Annotated in this window: 15 protein-coding genes; 2 read left to right on the plus strand and 13 right to left on the minus strand. The window is 63.6% G+C overall.

The genetic code is table 11. The features are described 5' to 3' along the window. Positions 1–28: 28 nt before the first annotated feature. The 8 genes from AC3WOG_RS17940 to AC3WOG_RS17975 form a co-directional block, all read right to left on the minus strand. A complete protein-coding gene (locus AC3WOG_RS17940) occupies positions 29–1,300 on the minus strand; it encodes a glutamate-5-semialdehyde dehydrogenase (protein WP_492579217.1) in 1,272 nt (423 codons plus the stop codon). Positions 1,301–1,555: 255 nt separating this feature from the next. Further along, positions 1,556–2,677 (minus strand): DNA polymerase III subunit delta, encoded by a 1,122-nt coding sequence (holA, locus tag AC3WOG_RS17945; RefSeq protein ID WP_492579218.1) that lies wholly within the window; start codon positions 2,675–2,677, stop codon positions 1,556–1,558. 63 nt (positions 2,678–2,740) lie between these two features. Then, positions 2,741–3,292: an LPS-assembly lipoprotein LptE gene (locus AC3WOG_RS17950; protein WP_492579219.1), complete on the minus strand. Its 552-nt coding sequence runs from the start codon at positions 3,290–3,292 to the stop codon at positions 2,741–2,743. Positions 3,293–3,391: 99 nt separating this feature from the next. Continuing rightward, the gene (gene leuS, locus AC3WOG_RS17955; protein ID WP_492579220.1) at positions 3,392–5,986 is read right to left on the minus strand and encodes a leucine--tRNA ligase; all 2,595 of its coding nucleotides are present in this window, start codon (positions 5,984–5,986) and stop codon (positions 3,392–3,394) included. A gap of 247 nt (positions 5,987–6,233) precedes the next feature. Further along, the gene (locus AC3WOG_RS17960; protein WP_492579221.1) at positions 6,234–6,665 is read right to left on the minus strand and encodes an ExbD/TolR family protein; all 432 of its coding nucleotides are present in this window, start codon (positions 6,663–6,665) and stop codon (positions 6,234–6,236) included. A gap of 29 nt (positions 6,666–6,694) precedes the next feature. Further along, positions 6,695–7,411 (minus strand): MotA/TolQ/ExbB proton channel family protein, encoded by a 717-nt coding sequence (locus AC3WOG_RS17965; RefSeq protein ID WP_492579222.1) that lies wholly within the window; start codon positions 7,409–7,411, stop codon positions 6,695–6,697. A 65-nt stretch (positions 7,412–7,476) separates the two neighbouring features. Next, a complete protein-coding gene (gene dapB / locus AC3WOG_RS17970) occupies positions 7,477–8,274 on the minus strand; it encodes a 4-hydroxy-tetrahydrodipicolinate reductase (protein ID WP_492579223.1) in 798 nt (265 codons plus the stop codon). A gap of 185 nt (positions 8,275–8,459) precedes the next feature. Continuing rightward, positions 8,460–9,281: an outer membrane protein assembly factor BamE gene (locus AC3WOG_RS17975; RefSeq protein WP_492579834.1), complete on the minus strand. Its 822-nt coding sequence runs from the start codon at positions 9,279–9,281 to the stop codon at positions 8,460–8,462. Positions 9,282–9,439: 158 nt separating this feature from the next. Here AC3WOG_RS17975 and fur point away from each other — a divergent pair, with 158 nt between their 5' ends. Beyond that, positions 9,440–9,868 carry a ferric iron uptake transcriptional regulator gene (gene fur / locus AC3WOG_RS17980; RefSeq protein ID WP_012434340.1) on the plus strand — a complete coding sequence of 143 codons (429 nt, stop codon included), beginning with the start codon at positions 9,440–9,442 and terminating at the stop codon, positions 9,866–9,868. Positions 9,869–10,013: 145 nt separating this feature from the next. Here the strand turns inward: fur and AC3WOG_RS17985 are convergent, their stop codons facing one another. The 3 genes from AC3WOG_RS17985 to AC3WOG_RS17995 form a co-directional block, all read right to left on the minus strand. Next, positions 10,014–10,526 (minus strand): ureidoglycolate lyase, encoded by a 513-nt coding sequence (locus AC3WOG_RS17985; RefSeq protein WP_492579224.1) that lies wholly within the window; start codon positions 10,524–10,526, stop codon positions 10,014–10,016. Positions 10,527–10,539: 13 nt separating this feature from the next. Beyond that, positions 10,540–11,550, minus strand: coding sequence for an allantoicase (gene alc / locus AC3WOG_RS17990; RefSeq protein ID WP_492579225.1), 1,011 nt, complete (start codon positions 11,548–11,550; stop codon positions 10,540–10,542). Positions 11,551–11,655: 105 nt separating this feature from the next. Continuing rightward, positions 11,656–12,984 carry a C4-dicarboxylate transporter DctA gene (locus AC3WOG_RS17995; RefSeq protein WP_492579226.1) on the minus strand — a complete coding sequence of 443 codons (1,329 nt, stop codon included), beginning with the start codon at positions 12,982–12,984 and terminating at the stop codon, positions 11,656–11,658. Positions 12,985–13,211: 227 nt separating this feature from the next. Here AC3WOG_RS17995 and AC3WOG_RS18000 point away from each other — a divergent pair, with 227 nt between their 5' ends. Next, positions 13,212–13,904, plus strand: coding sequence for a FadR/GntR family transcriptional regulator (locus AC3WOG_RS18000; RefSeq protein ID WP_492579227.1), 693 nt, complete (start codon positions 13,212–13,214; stop codon positions 13,902–13,904). Between the two features lie 69 nt (positions 13,905–13,973). Here AC3WOG_RS18000 and gap read toward each other — a convergent pair whose 3' ends face one another. Together gap and tkt are read right to left on the minus strand one after the other, a co-directional pair. Then, a complete protein-coding gene (gene gap, locus AC3WOG_RS18005; RefSeq protein WP_341314287.1) occupies positions 13,974–14,984 on the minus strand; it encodes a type I glyceraldehyde-3-phosphate dehydrogenase in 1,011 nt (336 codons plus the stop codon). A 96-nt stretch (positions 14,985–15,080) separates the two neighbouring features. Next, positions 15,081–17,102 (minus strand): transketolase, encoded by a 2,022-nt coding sequence (tkt, locus tag AC3WOG_RS18010; RefSeq protein WP_492579228.1) that lies wholly within the window; start codon positions 17,100–17,102, stop codon positions 15,081–15,083. Positions 17,103–17,130 lie beyond the last annotated feature (28 nt).

Genomic DNA, 17,130 nt, shown 5'->3' on the forward strand with positions numbered 1-17,130 from the left:
ATGGCGATAGCGCGCCGGAAGCGAACCGTTATTGCCGGCCTTCGCCGTGCCCCAGCACAACATACTTCAGCGACGTCAACCCTTCCAGCCCCACCGGCCCACGCGCATGCAGCTTGTCGTTCGAGATGCCGATTTCCGCGCCAAGGCCAAACTCGAAGCCGTCGGCAAAGCGCGTCGACGCGTTGACCATCACGCTCGCCGAATCGACTTCGCGCAGAAAGCGCATCGCGCGGTCGTGATCTTCGGTGACAATCGCGTCCGTGTGCGCGGAGCTGTAGGTGTTGATGTGCTCGATGGCCGCATCGAGGCCGTCGACCACCTTGATCGCCAGCACCGGCGCGAGATATTCGGTGCGCCAGTCTTCCTCGGTTGCATCGACTAGCGGGCCGACGCCGGCCGCCGACAGCACCGCGCGCGCGGCAGCGTCCACACGCAGTTCGACTTCCTTGCCGCGATACAGCTTGCCCAATGGCGGCAGCACTTCAGCCGCAATGCCGCGCGCCACCAGCAGCGTTTCCATCGTGTTGCAGGTGCCATAGCGGTGCGTTTTGGCGTTATCGCAGACGGTCAGCGCCTTCGCCACATCCGCGCGATCGTCGACATACACGTGGCAGATGCCGTCGAGATGCTTGATCATCGGCACGCGCGCTTCGTTCATCAGCCGCTCGATCAGGCTCTTGCCGCCGCGCGGCACGATCACGTCGACGTATTCGGTCATCGTGATCAGCTTACCGACCGCGGCGCGGTCCGAGGTGGCCACCACTTGCACAGCGTCCTGCGGCAAACCGGCGGCTTCCAGCCCTTCACCGATCAGCTTCGCCAGCGCCGTGTTGCACTCCAGCGCTTCGGACCCGCCACGCAGGATCGTCGCATTGCCCGACTTCAGGCACAGCGCCGCCGCATCGATCGTCACGTTCGGACGCGATTCGTAGATGATGCCGATCACACCGAGCGGCACGCGCATCTGACCGACCTGAATCCCGCTCGGCCGATACTTCAGATTGCTGATCTCGCCAATCGGATCGGCCAGCGCGGCGACTTGCCGCAAGCCTTCGACCATCGTCTTCAACGCCTTGTCCGACAGCGTCAGACGGTCGATGAACGCAGCGTCGAGGCCTTTGTCGCGTGCCCGCGCGAGGTCGCGCGCGTTGGCTTCCTTCAGCAGCGCGGCATCGCGTTCGATCGCCTGGGCAACGGCCGCGAGCGCGGCATTCTTCGCCGCCGTCGACGCACGCGCCATCGCACGCGAAGCGTGGCGGGCGCGGCGGCCGAGGTCGGTCATGTACTGGTCGATATCCATGTTGATTCTCGTGGTGCCGCGCACATTCACGTGCGGCGGACAGGCAGAATGAGCGAAAGATGAAACGATTGTAAGTCGGGTGGCGGCGCTTTGCTCGCCGCGGCGGCTCGCGCGCGCGAAGGGTTTGATCCTCTGGATACTGAAGGTCGGTGGTGCGAGACGTCTTCGAGACACTGGCAGTGCGGCTCACGCCTTACCACCCTTGCGCGTCGAGCCGCAGCTTCAACCTGGCTCAGCCAGGCTCAACCAGGCAGATCAAACTGGCCTTCGCGCCGGTGCAGTTGCCGCCGGGCGAGGTCGCGGTGGCGGCACGGGCGCCGCTTTTGCGGGCGAGGCCACCGTCATCGCCAGTTCGAACAAGCCGTCCCACGGATCGGGCGGCGGATCGTTGCGATGATTGCCGGGCGTGCCGCCGGACAATCCCTTCACCTGACGATCCAGCCGCGCCGCCAAAGCGAGCGCCTTCTCCAACGCGCTCTCGGTGACGCGCGACAGCGCCGGCCCGATCAGCCGCTCGCGCGGACCCCACACGCGGTTCTCGCGCACCAGCATCGCGAGCGGCTTACCCGCCGCCACGCCGCGCTTGATCCGCAATAGCGTGCGCACTTCTTCGACAACCGCCCACAGCACCAGCACAGCAGCTTCGCCTTCGCCGCGCAGGCCGTCGAGCATGCGCGCCAGGCGGCCGACATCACCTGCCAGCATCGCCTCGTTCAGCTTGAAAACGTCGTAACGGGCGACATTCAGCACAGCGTCCTGAACCTGCTCGAAGCTCAACGAACCGGCCGGATACAGCAGCCCGAGCTTCTGGATCTCCTGGTGCGCGGCGAGCAGATTGCCTTCCACGCGCTCGGCGATGAATGCCAACGCGCGCCGCCCTTCTTCACCGGCGGCGACCCGTTGACCTTGGGCCGCAAGCCGCTGGCCGACCCAATTCGGCAACTGCGCGCGCTCGACCGGATCGATCTTCAACGCGACGCCGGCATCGGCCAGCGCGGTAAACCATGCGGCTTTCTGCGTGGCGGCGTCCAGCCTCGGCAACGTGATCAGCGTCAGCACGTCGTCATTGACGGCGGCGGCGAGCGCCTTCAGCGCGTCCGCGCCTTCCTTGCCCGGCTTGCCCGACGGAATCCGCAACTCGACCAGTTGACGATCGCCGAACAGCGACATCGACTGACTCGCGCCAAGCAGCGAACTCCAGTCGAAGCCACGCTCGACGGTGAACACCGAGCGGTCGGTGAAACCGGCCGCGCGCGCCGTCGCGCGAATCCGGTCGCACGCTTCCTGCGCGAGCAGGTGCTCGTCGCCGTACACGACGTACAGTCCGGCGAGTCCCTTGGCGAGATGTGCTTCGAGCGCGTCAAGTCGCAGTTGCATGGCTACCGATCAGCGAGGTTGAACAAGTGCGGCAAAAGAAACAAAGTAAGCAAAGCACGCCGCTCACAGCGGCGGCGGCGGCAGAGGCGCGCGTGGCGCAACCGCCGGCACTTCCTGGCCCGGCGCAGGATGCAGCGACTTCACGATCGCCAGACGGCGCGTGAGCTGGTCGATCGCGTCGTTTTCCATGTCGGCGAACAGGATATCGGATTCCGCGCTCTTGGCCTGCGAGTACTGGTCGCTATAGGTCATCGCGCGGTTCAACGCGATCACACTCGGCGGAATCAGCACAGTGCCGTCCTTACCGACCAGCGTGTAGTTCATCGAAAGATTCATTTGATACTCCTCGACGACGCCGAGCGAGTTCAAAGTCAGCGTACTGACGCCGCGGCCTTCGGTAATCTGCAACGTCGCGTCGGCATTCGAGACCGAACCGACCACCACCGTATCGCTGCCGCCTTGCACCAGACGCGTCAGGCGCGCACCAGCCGCTGCCGACCCGCCGGAGATATAGAGGCGTTTGAATGCATAGTCCTGCTGGCCGCGCAGCTGGAAGCCGCAGGCGGACAACATCAGCACGCTGCAAGCCAGCGTCAAAAACGATCTGCGAGTCACATTGGCTCCTGGTTCGCAGTAGATTGCGCAGCGCAGACAAGCGCCGCCGCGCGCGGCGGCGTCCTGCCTGCTGTCATGTTTTCGCGCGCCGTCAAACCGTCAAACGACCACGTTCACGAGGCGGCCCGGCACCACGACGATCTTCTTCGGCGCCTTGCCTTCGCTGAACTTCGCGACCATTTCGTGCGCAGCCGCGGTCTGTTCGATCGCTTCACGCGACGCGTCCTTCGCCACCGTCAGCGCGCCGCGCACCTTGCCGTTCACCTGCAGCACGAGTTCGATTTCGGCCTGTTCCAGCGCCTGTTCGTCGACCTTCGGCCACGCGGCGTCGAGCAGCGAGCCGAATTCGCCGGCATAACCGAGTTCCTGCCACAGCTGGAAGGTCTGATGCGGCACGACCGGGTACAGCACGCGCAGCATCACGCCATACGTCTCGCGCAGCACGGCCGGTTGCGCGCCCTTCGCGCTGTCGAGCGCGTTGAGCATCTTCATTGCCGCCGACACCACCGTGTTGTACTGCAAACGCTGGTAATCGAAGTCAGCCTGCTTCAGCACGCTGTAGATCTCGCGGCGCAGCACCTTGTCCGCCTCGCCGAACGTCGCGGCGTCCAGCTTGCCGCCCGCGCGCAGCGCTGCTTCGTTCGCGTGACCGAAGCTCCACACGCGGCGCAGGAAGCGGCTCGCGCCTTCTACGCCCGAACCTGACCACTCGAGCTGTTGCTCTGGCGGTGCGGCGAACATCACGAACAGACGTGCGGTATCCGCCCCGTACTGATCGATCAGCAATTGCGGATCGACGCCGTTGTTCTTCGACTTCGACATCTTCTCGACGCCGCCGAGCACCACCGGCTGGCCATCCGCGTTCAGCACGGCGCCGACCGGGCGGCCCTTGTCGTCGAAGGTGACGGTCACGTCGGCCGGGTTGTACCAGGTCTTCTTGCCCGCTTCGTTTTCACGATAGTAGGTTTCGTTGAGCACCATGCCCTGCGTGAGCAGGTTCCTGGCCGGCTCGCCGAACTTGACGAGACCCATATCGCGCATCACCTTCGCCCAGAAGCGCGAGTACAGCAAGTGCAGAATCGCGTGCTCGATGCCGCCGATGTACTGGTCCATCGGCGCCCAGTAATCGGTGCGCTCGTCGACCATGGTCTTCGCATCCGGCGCCGCATAGCGGTAGAAGTACCACGACGAATCGACGAAAGTATCCATCGTGTCGGTTTCGCGCCTGGCCGCGCCGCCGCACGTCGGGCAGGTGCAGTTCACGAACGCTTCGGACTTCGCGAGCGGGTTGCCCGTGCCGTCCGGCACGAGGTCTTCCGGCAGCACAACCGGCAAATCCTTTTCCGGCACCGGCACGTCGCCGCATGTCGGACAGTGGATGATCGGGATCGGCGTGCCCCAGTAACGCTGACGCGACACGCCCCAGTCACGCAGACGCCACGTGACCTGCTTGTCGCCGAGACCGAGTTCCTTCAGGTCGGCGGCGATCGCGTCGACCGCCTGCGTGTAGTTCAGACCGTCGTACTTGCCGCTGTTGACGCAGACACCGCCTTCCTTGTCGCCGTACCATTCTGCCCAAGCTTCGGTCGAGAATTCCTTGCCGACGACTGCCACCACCTGCCTGATCGGCAGACCGTATTTCTTCACGAACGCGAAGTCGCGCTCGTCGTGCGCCGGCACGCCCATCACCGCGCCTTCGCCGTAGCTCATCAGCACGTAGTTGCCGATCCACACTTCGACCTGTTCCTGCGTCAGCGGATGCGTGACGTAGAAGCCGGTGGCCATGCCCTTTTTTTCCATCGTCGCGACGTCGGCTTCAGCGACGCCGCCGCGCTTGCATTCCTCGATGAACGCTTGCAGTTCCGGCTTGTCTTTCGCCAGACGCGTGGCGAGCGGATGCTCGGCGGCGACCGCGCAGAAGGTCACACCCATGATCGTGTCGGCACGCGTGGTGAACACGCGCAGCAACTTCTGTTCGCCGTCGATTTCATACGGGAAACCGAAGTTCACGCCGAAGCTCTTGCCGATCCAGTTCTGCTGCATGATCTTGACGCGCTCGGGCCAGCCGAGGCCTTCGAGGTCGTTCAGCAGCTCATCCGCGTACTGGGTGATGCGCATGTAGTACATCGGGATTTCGCGCTTTTCGACCAGTGCGCCCGAGCGCCAGCCGCGGCCGTCGATCACCTGCTCGTTGGCGAGCACGGTCTGATCGATCGGGTCCCAGTTGACGGTGCCGGTTTTCTTGTACGCGATGCCCTTTTCGAGCATCTTCAGGAACAGCCACTGGTTCCACTTGTAGTAATCGGGGCTGCAGGTCGCGACTTCGCGCGACCAGTCGATCGCGAGGCCCATCGACTGCATCTGCTTCTTCATGTAGTCGATGTTGTCGTAGGTCCACTTCGCCGGCGGCACGTTGTTGGCCATGGCGGCGTTTTCCGCCGGCATGCCGAACGCGTCCCAACCCATCGGCATCAGCACGTTGTAGCCGTTCATCCGCAGATAGCGGTACATCACGTCGTTGATCGTGTAGTTGCGCACGTGCCCCATATGCAGTTTGCCCGACGGGTACGGCAGCATCGAGACGCAATAGAACTTGGGTTTGTCGGTGGTTTCCGACGTCTTGTACGCGTCGATGGCGCGCCATTGCCCTTGCGCGGCGGATTCGACGTCGGAGGGAACGTATTTTTCGTGCATGGTGTGATGGGATCGCTGGGTTCGGTGCTTTCGCACCGGCCGCTTTGGTGCTCTGCTGGATGAAATGGCGTCGTTTCCCGTTCTGCGGGGAAAGGGCTGATTATACCGTTCGCGGACGGGTGCGCCGCGTGGCGTGGTGCGCGGGTGGGATGGGATCGGGCCCTCCCGGCGGGATCGGGGCCGGATGCAGCGCTACGGGTTCGCGGGTTCCGGGTAGCGCGGCCGGCTCGGGACTGGCGCGGTCTTGCTACTGGCTCGCGCCCGGCGGCGGCGGGTCGGTCACGAAGCCGATCCGTTCTAGCCCCGCCTGCTGCGCCGCGCCCATTACCTGGGCAATCACCTCGTAACGCGTCGAGCGCTCGGCGCGCAGGTGGATCTCGGGCTGCTCGGTCTCTTTGCCTGCTTGCGCGAATCGCGCGCGCATCTGCTGAAGCGTGATGACGTTGCCGTTCCAGTACAGCTTGCCGGCGGCATCGATTGAAAGGGAAATGGTTTGCGGCGTTTGCCGCGCCGCCGCTGAAGCGACCTTCGGCAAATCGAGCCGGATCGCGTGCGTGAATAAAGGCGCGGTAATGATGAAGATCACCAGCAGCACCAGCATCACGTCGATCAACGGCGTCATGTTGATCTCGGCCATCGGCGCGGCCGTCTGCTTTTTTTCCAGTCCGCCGAATGCCATATCGCCTCCTTCTGCCTTGAGCGGCGCGCTTAACGGGCCCGGACCGGGGCTGGCGCCGGTTCGTGGGTTTTGGCTTGGGCCTGATCGGCCGGCGCGCACACGTAGGCGTGCAGATCGTGCGCGAAGCCGTCGAGTTCTTCCGATAACTGCCGCACCAGACGCCCGAGCACGTTATAGGCGAGCACCGCTGGAATCGCGACCACGAGGCCGAAGGCCGTCATGATGAGCGCCTCGCCGACCGGGCCGGCGACATTCTCGATCATCGCATCACCGCTCGCCGCGATGCTGCTGAGCGCGTGATAGATGCCCCAAACGGTGCCGAGCAAGCCGACGAACGGCGCCGTGCTGCCCACCGAGGCCAGCAGCACCTGGCCGAATTCGAGCCGCCGCTGCGACGCGCTGAGCGCCTGACGCAGCGCCCGCAGCACCCGCTCGCTGCGCTCCACGCGGGCGAGCAGCGCACCCGGAATGTCCACTTCGACCGCGTGCAGCGCGGCTTCGGCGAGCGGCGTAAAGACGCGCTCGCGATCCACGCGCTTGAGTGCCGCGACGCCCTCGGACAGCGTGGGCGCCTGCCAGAACTGCGCGATCGCGCGCGTAGCCTGATGTTTCGCGCGCCCCAAAATCCAGCTTTTGACGATCAGAAAGCACCAGCTCGCAATCGACATAGCCAGCAGCACATAGGCGACGGCATGCGTGATCGCATCGCTGGTTTGCAGGTAATGGGTAATGCCGCTGCCTGCCATCTGACCTCGCCTTCGGAAGTGATTCAGGGGCGCAAACAGGGTCTGCGAAAGACCCCGCGACACGCTCAGCGCAGGCCGAGCACGTCCTGCATGTCGAACAAGCCGTTTGCGTGGCCTTCGAGGAAACGCACCGCGCGCAGCGCGCCTTGCGCGTACGACAGGCGGCTCGCCGATTTGTGCGTGATTTCGATGCGCTCGCCGATGCCCGCGAACAGCACCGTATGGTCGCCGACAATATCGCCGCCGCGAATCGCCGAAAAACCAATGGTGGACGGATCGCGTTCGCCGGTCACGCCTTCGCGGCTGTAGACGGCGCAATCGTCGAGATTGCGGCCGAGCGCGTTGGCGATCACTTCACCCATCGTCAGCGCGGTGCCGGACGGCGCGTCGACCTTGTGACGGTGATGCGCCTCGATGATTTCGATGTCGTAGCCGGTCGCGAAGTGCTTCGCGGCGAATTCGAGCAGCTTCAGCGTCACATTGACGCCGACGCTCATGTTCGACGAGAACATGATGGCGATCTTGTCCGCGGCGGCGCGCAATTGCGCTTTCTGCTCGTTGTCGAAACCGGTCGTGCCGATCACCATTTTCACGTTGTGGCGCTGCGCGGCTTCCAGATGCATCAGCGTGCCTTCGGGGCGCGTGAAGTCGATCAGGTAGTCCGACTCGGCGAACACGCGCTCGATGTCGTCGGTCAGCGCGACGCCCGTTTGTTTGCCGAGAAACGCACCGGCGTCCTGGCCGAGTTGAGGGGAGCCTGCACGGTCGAGTGCGCCCGACAACGTGGCGCCGGAATCGTTAAGGACGGTTTCGATGAGCATCCGGCCCATACGGCCCGATGCGCCAGCAATGGCAATTTTCATGGCTACGAGGCTTGGCGAAAGCAAAAAAGCCGGCAAAAAACCGGGCAAAAGCGGCGGCGGCGGGAATCTTACGCAAGCGCCGCGCGTAACAGGAAAAGCAGAAAGTCCGACGGGCGCCACGCACGGCGCGTAGCCCGTGTGCAGTGCCCGTTCGCAGTGCCCTTCTTAAGACACGGACAGCTCGATTAGCCGCCCGTTCCCGAAGTTGTGGGAGAAGAAGTCAGCGGCGCGTTATGCGTTGGGCCGCCGTTGCTGCTTTGCGGGCCCGTCGGTCCCACCGGATTCTCCTGCGTGCCCGGAACCTGCGGCGGCGGCGGACGATGGAACTGGAACTGCGGCTGACCCGCGGACGTCGGGCCTTGCGGCGGCACCCCGCCACCGTTGGCGGTCGGCGCGGTCGAGCGCACCGATGACTGCGTTCTGCCCGACGGCGACTGCACCGCGTTGGTCGCACGATTGGCGGCCTGTGCAGCTTCGGCGTTGGCGTCCGTAGACGGCACAGCCGCTGCGGCAGCGTCGGTGGACGGCGAGCGCGTGGTGTCCACCGCAACCGGCGTCGCGGCCACTGGCGCGCTGGCGCCACTCGCCGCGACCGGCACGGCGGCCTTCTTGCCGCGCTTGTCACCGTCGATTTCGGCAAGCAGCTCAAGGTTGGACGGCAGATCGTCGCCGCCCGACCAGCTGGCGACGCGGTCGCCCGCGAAGATAACCACGAAGTCGCGTTGCTGCACGACGCTAGTCGAGCCGCGCTTGAAATAGAACACGTAGTCCCAGCGATCCGCGTGGAACATGTCGGTGAGCAGCGGTGTGCCGAGCAGCTGGCGCACTTGCGCGCGCGACAGGCCGACCTGCATCTGCGAAGCCGCTTCTTTCGAGACGAAATTGCCTTGCACCACGGTAATCCGGTACGGCGTGATGCTTTGTGCAACGCGCTGCGTCAGGCTGTCGTAGGTGGAACATCCGGCAAGAACCGCGACAGTCACAGCAGCGATCAAGGTACCCCGCATGCGGCTCCCCCGGTAGATCAATTGAGATTTAGAAATCATTTCACTCACCGTGCGGGCCCGAGGACGAGCCGCGCGAGTTTCATTCCATCGAAGATGACCAGAACGGCAAAAACACATTACTATGAGAGCCCAGCATTGTACTCTAGGGATCCCTTGTCATGACCAATCCAACCGATCTCAAGAATATCGGGCTCAAGGCGACCCTACCGCGCCTCAAAATCCTTGAGATTTTCCAGCATAGCCCGGTGCGCCACCTGACCGCAGAAGACGTCTACCGCAACCTGCTGCATGAAGAACTCGATATCGGCCTGGCAACCGTGTATCGCGTGCTGACGCAGTTCGAGCAGGCCGGCCTGCTGTCGCGCAGCAACTTCGAATCAGGCAAGGCGGTATTCGAGCTGAACGAAGGGTCGCATCACGATCACCTCGTATGCCTCGATTGCGGGCTCGTCGAAGAGTTTTTCGACTCCGAAATCGAAAGCCGCCAGCAGTCCATCGCGAAGGAACGCGGCTTCAAGCTGCAGGAGCACGCGTTGGCGCTGTACGGTGCGTGCACCAAGGAGAATTGCCCGCATCGCAAGCATTGACGTGATGCAGGCCGCGTCGGGGTGCGCGGTCCAGCAGGCAAACGCAAAAAGACCCGGCCGATGAAAATCGGCCGGGTCTTTTTTACGTGCGATTACAGCATGCTCAGTGCTGCAGCCGTGCCGCGGTTCTGCTGCGGTTGCGGCCCTATTCCACCATTTCGAGGCTCGCATCGAACACGAGCCGGTACGGCTCGGACAACGACAATTCGTCGCAGTTGGGTTGTTCGCCGCCCCGATCCACCACGACAAAATCGCTCACCTGCTCGAGCGCGAGCAGCGGATGATGCCAGACGCCTTTCGCATAGTTCACGCCCTGCCAACCGTCGGTCCAGAAGCCCCGCATCTGTGCCGGGTCGAACTCGCCCGCCGGGGCGACGACCACCAGATATCGACGTGCCGTTAAGGGAATGAAAGCCTGACTGCCCAGCGGATGCCGCTCCATCATCGCGATTTCGACCGGCAGCGTTCGGGGCTGCGCGCGAAACACGCTGATCAGCGGCCGCCCGCCGTTTTCCGTGACGTCGACCTTGGCGAGGTCGTGATAGCGCTCGGTCGTGCCGCCGTTGATCGCGAAATGGCGCGCGCCGTCCAGCTCGATTACGTCGCCGAACGGCGCGAAGGCCGAGCGCGTCAGCCGCTCCATCTGCAAAGTCTTCATCGACGCCACTCCGTTACGCGATCTTGCCCCACAACCGCAGGCGCGACACGCCGCCGTCCGGGAAGATATTGAAACGCACATGCGTCACCGGCCCGTGCGACGCGAGTTCCGCGGCGAACGTATGCACGTGGTCCATCTGCAGTTTCTGTTCGTCGAGGAGCACCGGCCAGAACATCGCCTGCGTGACCAGCGAATCGTCGGTGCCGCCCGTGACCGAGGCTGCCTGCAGCGAGCAGCGGTCGGGGAAATTGCCCTTGAAGTGCGCCGTATCGACTTCGATCTTGCGAATCACGCCCGGCCGCGCGAGCGCGACGATCGCCCAGTCGTTGCCGGGCTCGCGACGGCGCCGGGTCTCCCAGCCGTCGCCCATATTGACGCCGCGCCCCGGCATCAGCATCTGCGAGGCAGGGCCAAAATGCTGGTTGTTCGCGGCGACGAGGTACGCGCCGTTTTCGATCGCGGCGAGATCCAGCAGCGTGCCGCGTTCGACCCGCGCCCAGTCGCGCTGCGGCTGGCCGTACACGCGCAGGCGCGCGAGACCGCCGTCCGGATACAGATTCACGCGCAGATGCGTGACGGCGCGCGTGTCGTTCACTTCGACGTAGTGGTGCTGGTTGCCCTGCAGCGTGGTCGCCGGCACGAGGGTTTGCCAATCGGCGTTGTCCGGCGGAACGTCGCCGTCCACGTGACACGCGTCAATCGAGGCGGCCGGCGGGAAATTGCCGGTGAAGTGGCTCGTGTCCAGATCGACGCCGTGCACGACGCCGGGCCGCGCGAGCTTGATCACGCAATAGTCGTGGCCCGTAGTGCGCTTGCGGCGAGTCTCCCAGCCGTCCATCCACTTGCCGTGGTCGTCGTACTTACCGGGGATGAACACCGCCGGTTGCGGCTCGAGCATGCGTTCTTTCGGCGCGAAGAATTCATCGCTGGCGTAGAGCGCCTTCGCACCCAGACGCGGGTCGGCGAGGTTCATGTAGCGACGGGTGAAAGCGGGAGCATTGGGGTCGAGGATCGGATTAGCCATAGTCTCGGTCAGGCAACAGTGAGTTATGTAGGTGGCAACCGGCGGATTCACGGCATCCGCCGGCCGGAAAGCGCAGAGCGTCGGCTCGCGCGAAATCGGATGAAATCAGACTGCGGGCGCGTGATCGCCGGCGGCGGACTCGATACCTGCTTCTTCGCCGGCAGGCACGTAGCGCAGCGCAGCGTCGCGGTTCAGCACGCGATGGGCGCGCCCTCGGTCGATATCGTTTTCCCACACGGCGACCACCACCGTAGCGACGCAGTTGCCGATCAGGTTAGTGAGCGCGCGGGCGATGCCGACGAACCAGTCGACCGGCAGGATCAGCACGAGACCGAGCACGGGAATCGCCGGAATCGCGGACAGCGTCGCGGCCAGAATCACGATCGCCGAGCCGGGGATGCCGTGCGCGCCCTTCGACGTCACCAGCGACACCAGCACCACCACAATCAGATCGTGCATCGACAGCGGCGTATTGGTAGCCTGCGCGATGAAGATCACCGCGAGCGTCAGATAGATCGAGAAGCCGTCGAGATTGAAGGAGTAGCCGGTCGGAATCACGAGGCCGACGGTCGAATCCTTGACACCCATCCATTCGAGCTTGCGCATGATCTGCGGCAGCACCGCATCGGACGAAGCCGTGCCGAGCACGATCGACAGCTCTTCGCGCAGATAGCGGATCAGTTTGAAGATGCTGAAGCCGGCCAGCCGCATCACAACGCCGAGCACGACCACCACGAACACGATGCAGCTCGCGTAGAACACCAGCACCAGCATGCCGAGTTGCTTGAGCGACTCCACCCCGTAGGTGCCGGTGGTGAATGCGATCGCGCCGAGCACGCCGAGCGGCGCGAGTTTGATGATGAAACTCATCACGCGGAAGAACACCTGCGCCAGCTCGTCGATCAGGCTGCTGACACGCTGCGCCTTATTGCCGAGCAACGACAGCGCCGAGCCGAACAGCACCGAAAACACGAGGATTTGCAGGATGTCGCCGGTCGCGAACGCGTTGATCGCCGTGTCGGGAATGATCTTCAGCAGAAAGCCCGCTGTGTCCTTCAGGCTCTTCGCGTGCTCGGTGTACGTGGACAGCGAAGCGGGATCGAGCGAATGCAGGTCGATATTCATGCCGACGCCGGGCCGCGTCGCATAGGCCAGCACCGCGCCGATCACGAGGGCAATCGTCGTCATGATTTCGAAGTAGATCACCGCCTTCAAGCCGACACGCCCTACTTTGCGCAGATCGCCGGCATGCGCCATGCCGCTCACGACCACGCAAAAGACGATTGGACCGATCACCATCTTGATCAGCTTGAGAAAGCCGTCGCCGAGCGGGCGCAGCGATTGGGCGAAATGCGGGAACACGGCGCCGATCACGATGCCCGCCACCAGCGCTATGACGACCCGGCCAAATAGTGAATTGAAAAACTTCAACACGGCTTTCTCCTGGTTACGATTCACATCTGTTCAGACTGGTCCGACCAGTTCTGTTATCTCGAATAGTAGGAAGCCGATATACTGGCGTCAAGGATTCAAATCACGGTGTTTACCCGTTCTTTTCTTCGTGTTTCAGGGCCGGATTCTCATGTTGAGCGGCTATCCGTACGAGCGTTCAGAACGCGTACTACAATGCTGGTCAGACCACGCCACACAAGTGAGCCAGGATGAAAAACGTTCCGCATACTGTTACTGATGCCGCCATCGCGACCATCCGCGAACGGATCGAAGCGGGCGCCTATCCGGTGGGCAGTCTGCTGCCGGCGCAGCGCCAGCTCTCCGAAGAACTGGCGATCAGCCGCGCGTCGTTGCGCGAGGCGCTGTCCACCCTCGAAGCGCTCGGTTTGCTGGTGATACGCCCCGGTAAGGGCGTGTATGTGGAAAGCGCACAGGCTACGGCGGCGCAATCGTGGCGCTTCGCGGAGCAGTCGTCGCTGCCGGATACGTACCAGATGCGTTTCGCGCTTGAGGGCTTTGTCGCGCGAATGGCGGCGCAGGCGGTCAGCGACGCCGACCTCGCCTGGCTCGAAGACAATATCGCGGCGATGCGGGCGGCGCTCACCTGCGAAGAACTCGACGAAGCCGCCCAGCTCGACTACGACTTCCACATGCGGATCGTGAGCATTGCGGGCAATGCGGCGATCGAATCGATTTTGAGCAGCAGCGCGGACATCATGAAGGAAAGCCAACGGCTGCCGTTCTACCGGCGCGAACTGGTGCTGTCCACCTACCACGAGCATCGCGCGATTCTCGACGCGCTCAAGGCGCGCGATTCCGCCGCGGCCGGCAAAGCGATCGAAACGCATATCTCCAATGCCGCGCAGCGCGCCGGCGTCTACTTCCCGATCCCGCAGGCGTAAAAAAAGCCGCTCCGAAGAGCGGCTTTTTTGTCCCTTCGACTAGACCGCAGGGACCCCGAAGCAGACAGCTTACTTCGCGTTAGCGAGCGCCACAGCCGTGTCCAGCATGCGGTTCGAGAAGCCCCACTCGTTGTCGTACCAGCTCGACACCTTCACCAGACGGCCCGACACCTTGGTCAGCGTTGCATCGAACGTCGACGAAGCCGGGTTGTGGTTGAAGTCGATCGAGACCAGCGGCGCGTCGTTATAGCCGAGAATGCCCTTCAGCGCGCCTTCCGATGCTTCCTTCATGATCGCGTTCACTTCTTCGACCGTCGTGTCGCGCGCGGCGATGAACGACAGGTCGACGACCGACACGTTGATCGTCGGGACGCGGATCGCGTAACCGTCCAGCTTGCCGTTCAGTTCCGGCAGCACGAGGCCGACAGCCGATGCAGCACCAGTCTTGGTCGGGATCTGGCTGTGCGTGGCCGAGCGCGCGCGGCGCAGGTCTTCGTGATACACGTCCGTCAGAACCTGGTCGTTCGTGTACGCGTGGATCGTCGTCATCAGGCCGTTGACCAAGCCGATCTTGTCGTTCAGCGGCTTGACGAGCGGTGCCAGGCAGTTGGTCGTGCACGATGCGTTCGAGATCACCGTGTCCGATGCCTTCAGCACGTTGTGGTTCACGCCGTAGACGATCGTTGCGTCGACGTCTTTACCGCCCGGCGCCGAAATGATCACCTTCTTCGCGCCGCCCTTGATGTGCGCGCTAGCCTTTTCCTTGGTCGTGAAAAAGCCCGTGCATTCCATCACGACGTCGACGTTCAGTTCGCCCCACGGCAGTTCTGCCGGGTTGCGGTTCGCCAGCACGCGGATCTTGTCGCCGTTGACGACGAGGTAGTCGCCGTCCACCGACACTTCGCCCGGGAACTTGCCGTGCGCGGTGTCGTATTGCGTCAGGTGAGCGTTGGTCCTGGCATCGCCAAGATCGTTGATGGCGACGATTTCGATATCGTGCTTCTTGCCGTTTTCATAGAAGGCGCGCAGCGTGTTGCGGCCGATCCGGCCGTAGCCGTTGATTGCGACGCGAATCGTCATGGTCTATCTCCTGATGGCTGAAAAAAATACGTCCATGTTCGTCTGACTGGCAGCGTTGCCGCGCGTTCGCACGCATGCGGCAACGCCTGCCGAAGATCAGCCGAGCGCGGCTTTAGCCGTCTCTACGACGTGCTCGACGGTGAAGCCGAAATGCTTAAACAGCACGCCAGCCGGGGCCGATTCGCCGAACGTGTCGATCCCGACCACGCCGCCTTCCAGACCCACGTACTTGCGCCAGAAATCCGTGACGCCCGCCTCGATCGCGACGCGGCGAACACCGTGCGGCAACACGCGTTCGCGGTAGGCGGCGTCCTGCTTGTCGAACACGGTGGTCGACGGCATCGACACGACACGCGCTGCAATGCCTTCGCGAGCCAGCGGTTCGACCGCCTTCAACGCCAGTTCGATTTCCGAACCGGTGGCGATCAGGATGATTTTGCGCGCGACGATCTCGTCGTTCCAGTCGCGCAGCACGTAACCGCCCTTCTCGATGTTGGCGATCTGCGCGTCGGTGCGCTCGGAGAACGGCAGGTTCTGACGGCTGAAGATCAGGCACGACGGGCCTTGATGCTCGACCGCATGGGTCCAGGCCACCGCCGTTTCGACCGTATCGGCCGGGCGCCACACTTGCAGATTCGGAATCAGACGCAGGCTCGCGACGTGTTCGATCGACTGGTGAGTCGGACCGTCTTCGCCGAGGCCGATCGAATCGTGCGTGAACACGAAGATCGACGGCGCTTTCATCAGCGCGGCCACGCGCAGCGCGTTGCGGCTGTAGTCGGAGAAGGTCAGGAACGTGCCGCCGAACGCCTTGAAGCCGCCGTGCAGCGCGACGCCGTTGATCGCCGCGCTCATGCCGAACTCGCGCACGCCGTAATTCACGTAGTTGCCGGCTGCTTTGCCTTCGGCGTTCACACGCACCGGCTTGGCGGCCTTCCAGTTGGTCAGGTTCGAACCGGTCAGGTCGGCGGAACCGCCGAGCAGTTCCGGCAACACGGCCGACAAACCTTCGATCGCTTGCTGCGATGCCTTACGCGTAGCGACGGTTTCCGCGCGTTCGTTCGCGCCGGCGATGATCGCCTGCGCCTTGTCCTTCCAGTCGGCGGGCAGTTGCTTTGCGTTGCGGCGCGTGAATTCAGCCGCTTCCTGCGGGTATTTCGACGCGTATTGCGCGAACGCCTTGTCCCAGTCGGACTCGAGGCGCGCGCCGCCTTCCTTCGCGTCCCACGCCGCATAGACTTCCTGCGGGATCACGAACGGCTCCCACTTCCAGCCGATGGCTGCGCGGGTCGCGGCGATTTCTTTGTCGCCGAGCGGCGCGCCGTGCGAATCGTGGCTGCCGGCCTTGGTCGGCGCGCCTTCGCCGATCACGGTCTTGCAGCAGATCAGTGTCGGCTTGTCCGATTGTTTGGCGTGCTTGATCGCGGCGTCGACTGCGTCGACGTCATGGCCGACCACGTTCGGAATCACGTTCCAGCCGTACGCTTCGAAGCGCTTCGGCGTGTCGTCGTGGAACCAGTGGACCACTTCGCCGTCGATCGAGATGCCGTTGTCGTCGTAGAACGCGATCAGCTTGTTCAGCTTCAGCACGCCGGCGAGCGAGCAGGCCTCGTGCGAGATGCCTTCCATCAGGCAGCCGTCGCCGACGAACACGTACGTGTGGTGGTCGACGATCTTCGCGTCAGGCTTGTTGAATTCGGTGGCGAGGAGCGACTCGGCGAGCGCCATGCCGACTGCATTGGCCAGACCCTGGCCGAGCGGGCCAGTGGTGGTTTCGACGCCCGGCGTGATGCCGTATTCCGGGTGACCCGGCGTCCTGGAGTGCATCTGGCGGAAGTTCTTCAGCTCTTCCATCGGCAGATCGTAGCCGGTCAGATGCAGCAGCGAGTACAGCAGCATCGAGCCGTGGCCGTTCGACAGAACGAAACGGTCGCGATCGGCCCAGTGCGGGTTCTTCGGGTTGTGACGCAGATGGCGCGACCACAAAGCCACGCCGATTTCGGCCATGCCCATCGGCATGCCGGGGTGACCGGAATTCGCTTGTTGAACGGCATCCATGGACAACGCACGGATTGCGTTGGCCATCAGGGAGGTGGTTGCGGGAGACGAGGTCGTCATGTCGAGTCCGGAGACAGAGTCCAAAAAG

This window comes from Paraburkholderia sp. FW306-02-B, assembly GCF_058782725.1.

Coding starts and splice junctions, on each gene's coding strand:
- AC3WOG_RS17940 (WP_492579217.1), bottom strand. CDS start 1,300: ATGGATATCGACCAGTACATGACCGACCTCGGCCGCCGCGCCCGCCAC.
- holA (WP_492579218.1), bottom strand. CDS start 2,677: ATGCAACTGCGACTTGACGCGCTCGAAGCACATCTCGCCAAGGGACTC.
- leuS (WP_492579220.1), bottom strand. CDS start 5,986: ATGCACGAAAAATACGTTCCCTCCGACGTCGAATCCGCCGCGCAAGGG.
- AC3WOG_RS17960 (WP_492579221.1), bottom strand. CDS start 6,665: ATGGCATTCGGCGGACTGGAAAAAAAGCAGACGGCCGCGCCGATGGCC.
- AC3WOG_RS17965 (WP_492579222.1), bottom strand. CDS start 7,411: ATGGCAGGCAGCGGCATTACCCATTACCTGCAAACCAGCGATGCGATC.
- dapB (WP_492579223.1), bottom strand. CDS start 8,274: ATGAAAATTGCCATTGCTGGCGCATCGGGCCGTATGGGCCGGATGCTC.
- AC3WOG_RS17975 (WP_492579834.1), bottom strand. CDS start 9,281: ATGCGGGGTACCTTGATCGCTGCTGTGACTGTCGCGGTTCTTGCCGGA.
- fur (WP_012434340.1), top strand. CDS start 9,440: ATGACCAATCCAACCGATCTCAAGAATATCGGGCTCAAGGCGACCCTA.
- AC3WOG_RS17985 (WP_492579224.1), bottom strand. CDS start 10,526: ATGAAGACTTTGCAGATGGAGCGGCTGACGCGCTCGGCCTTCGCGCCG.
- alc (WP_492579225.1), bottom strand. CDS start 11,550: ATGGCTAATCCGATCCTCGACCCCAATGCTCCCGCTTTCACCCGTCGC.
- AC3WOG_RS18000 (WP_492579227.1), top strand. CDS start 13,212: ATGAAAAACGTTCCGCATACTGTTACTGATGCCGCCATCGCGACCATC.
- gap (WP_341314287.1), bottom strand. CDS start 14,984: ATGACGATTCGCGTCGCAATCAACGGCTACGGCCGGATCGGCCGCAAC.
- tkt (WP_492579228.1), bottom strand. CDS start 17,102: ATGACGACCTCGTCTCCCGCAACCACCTCCCTGATGGCCAACGCAATC.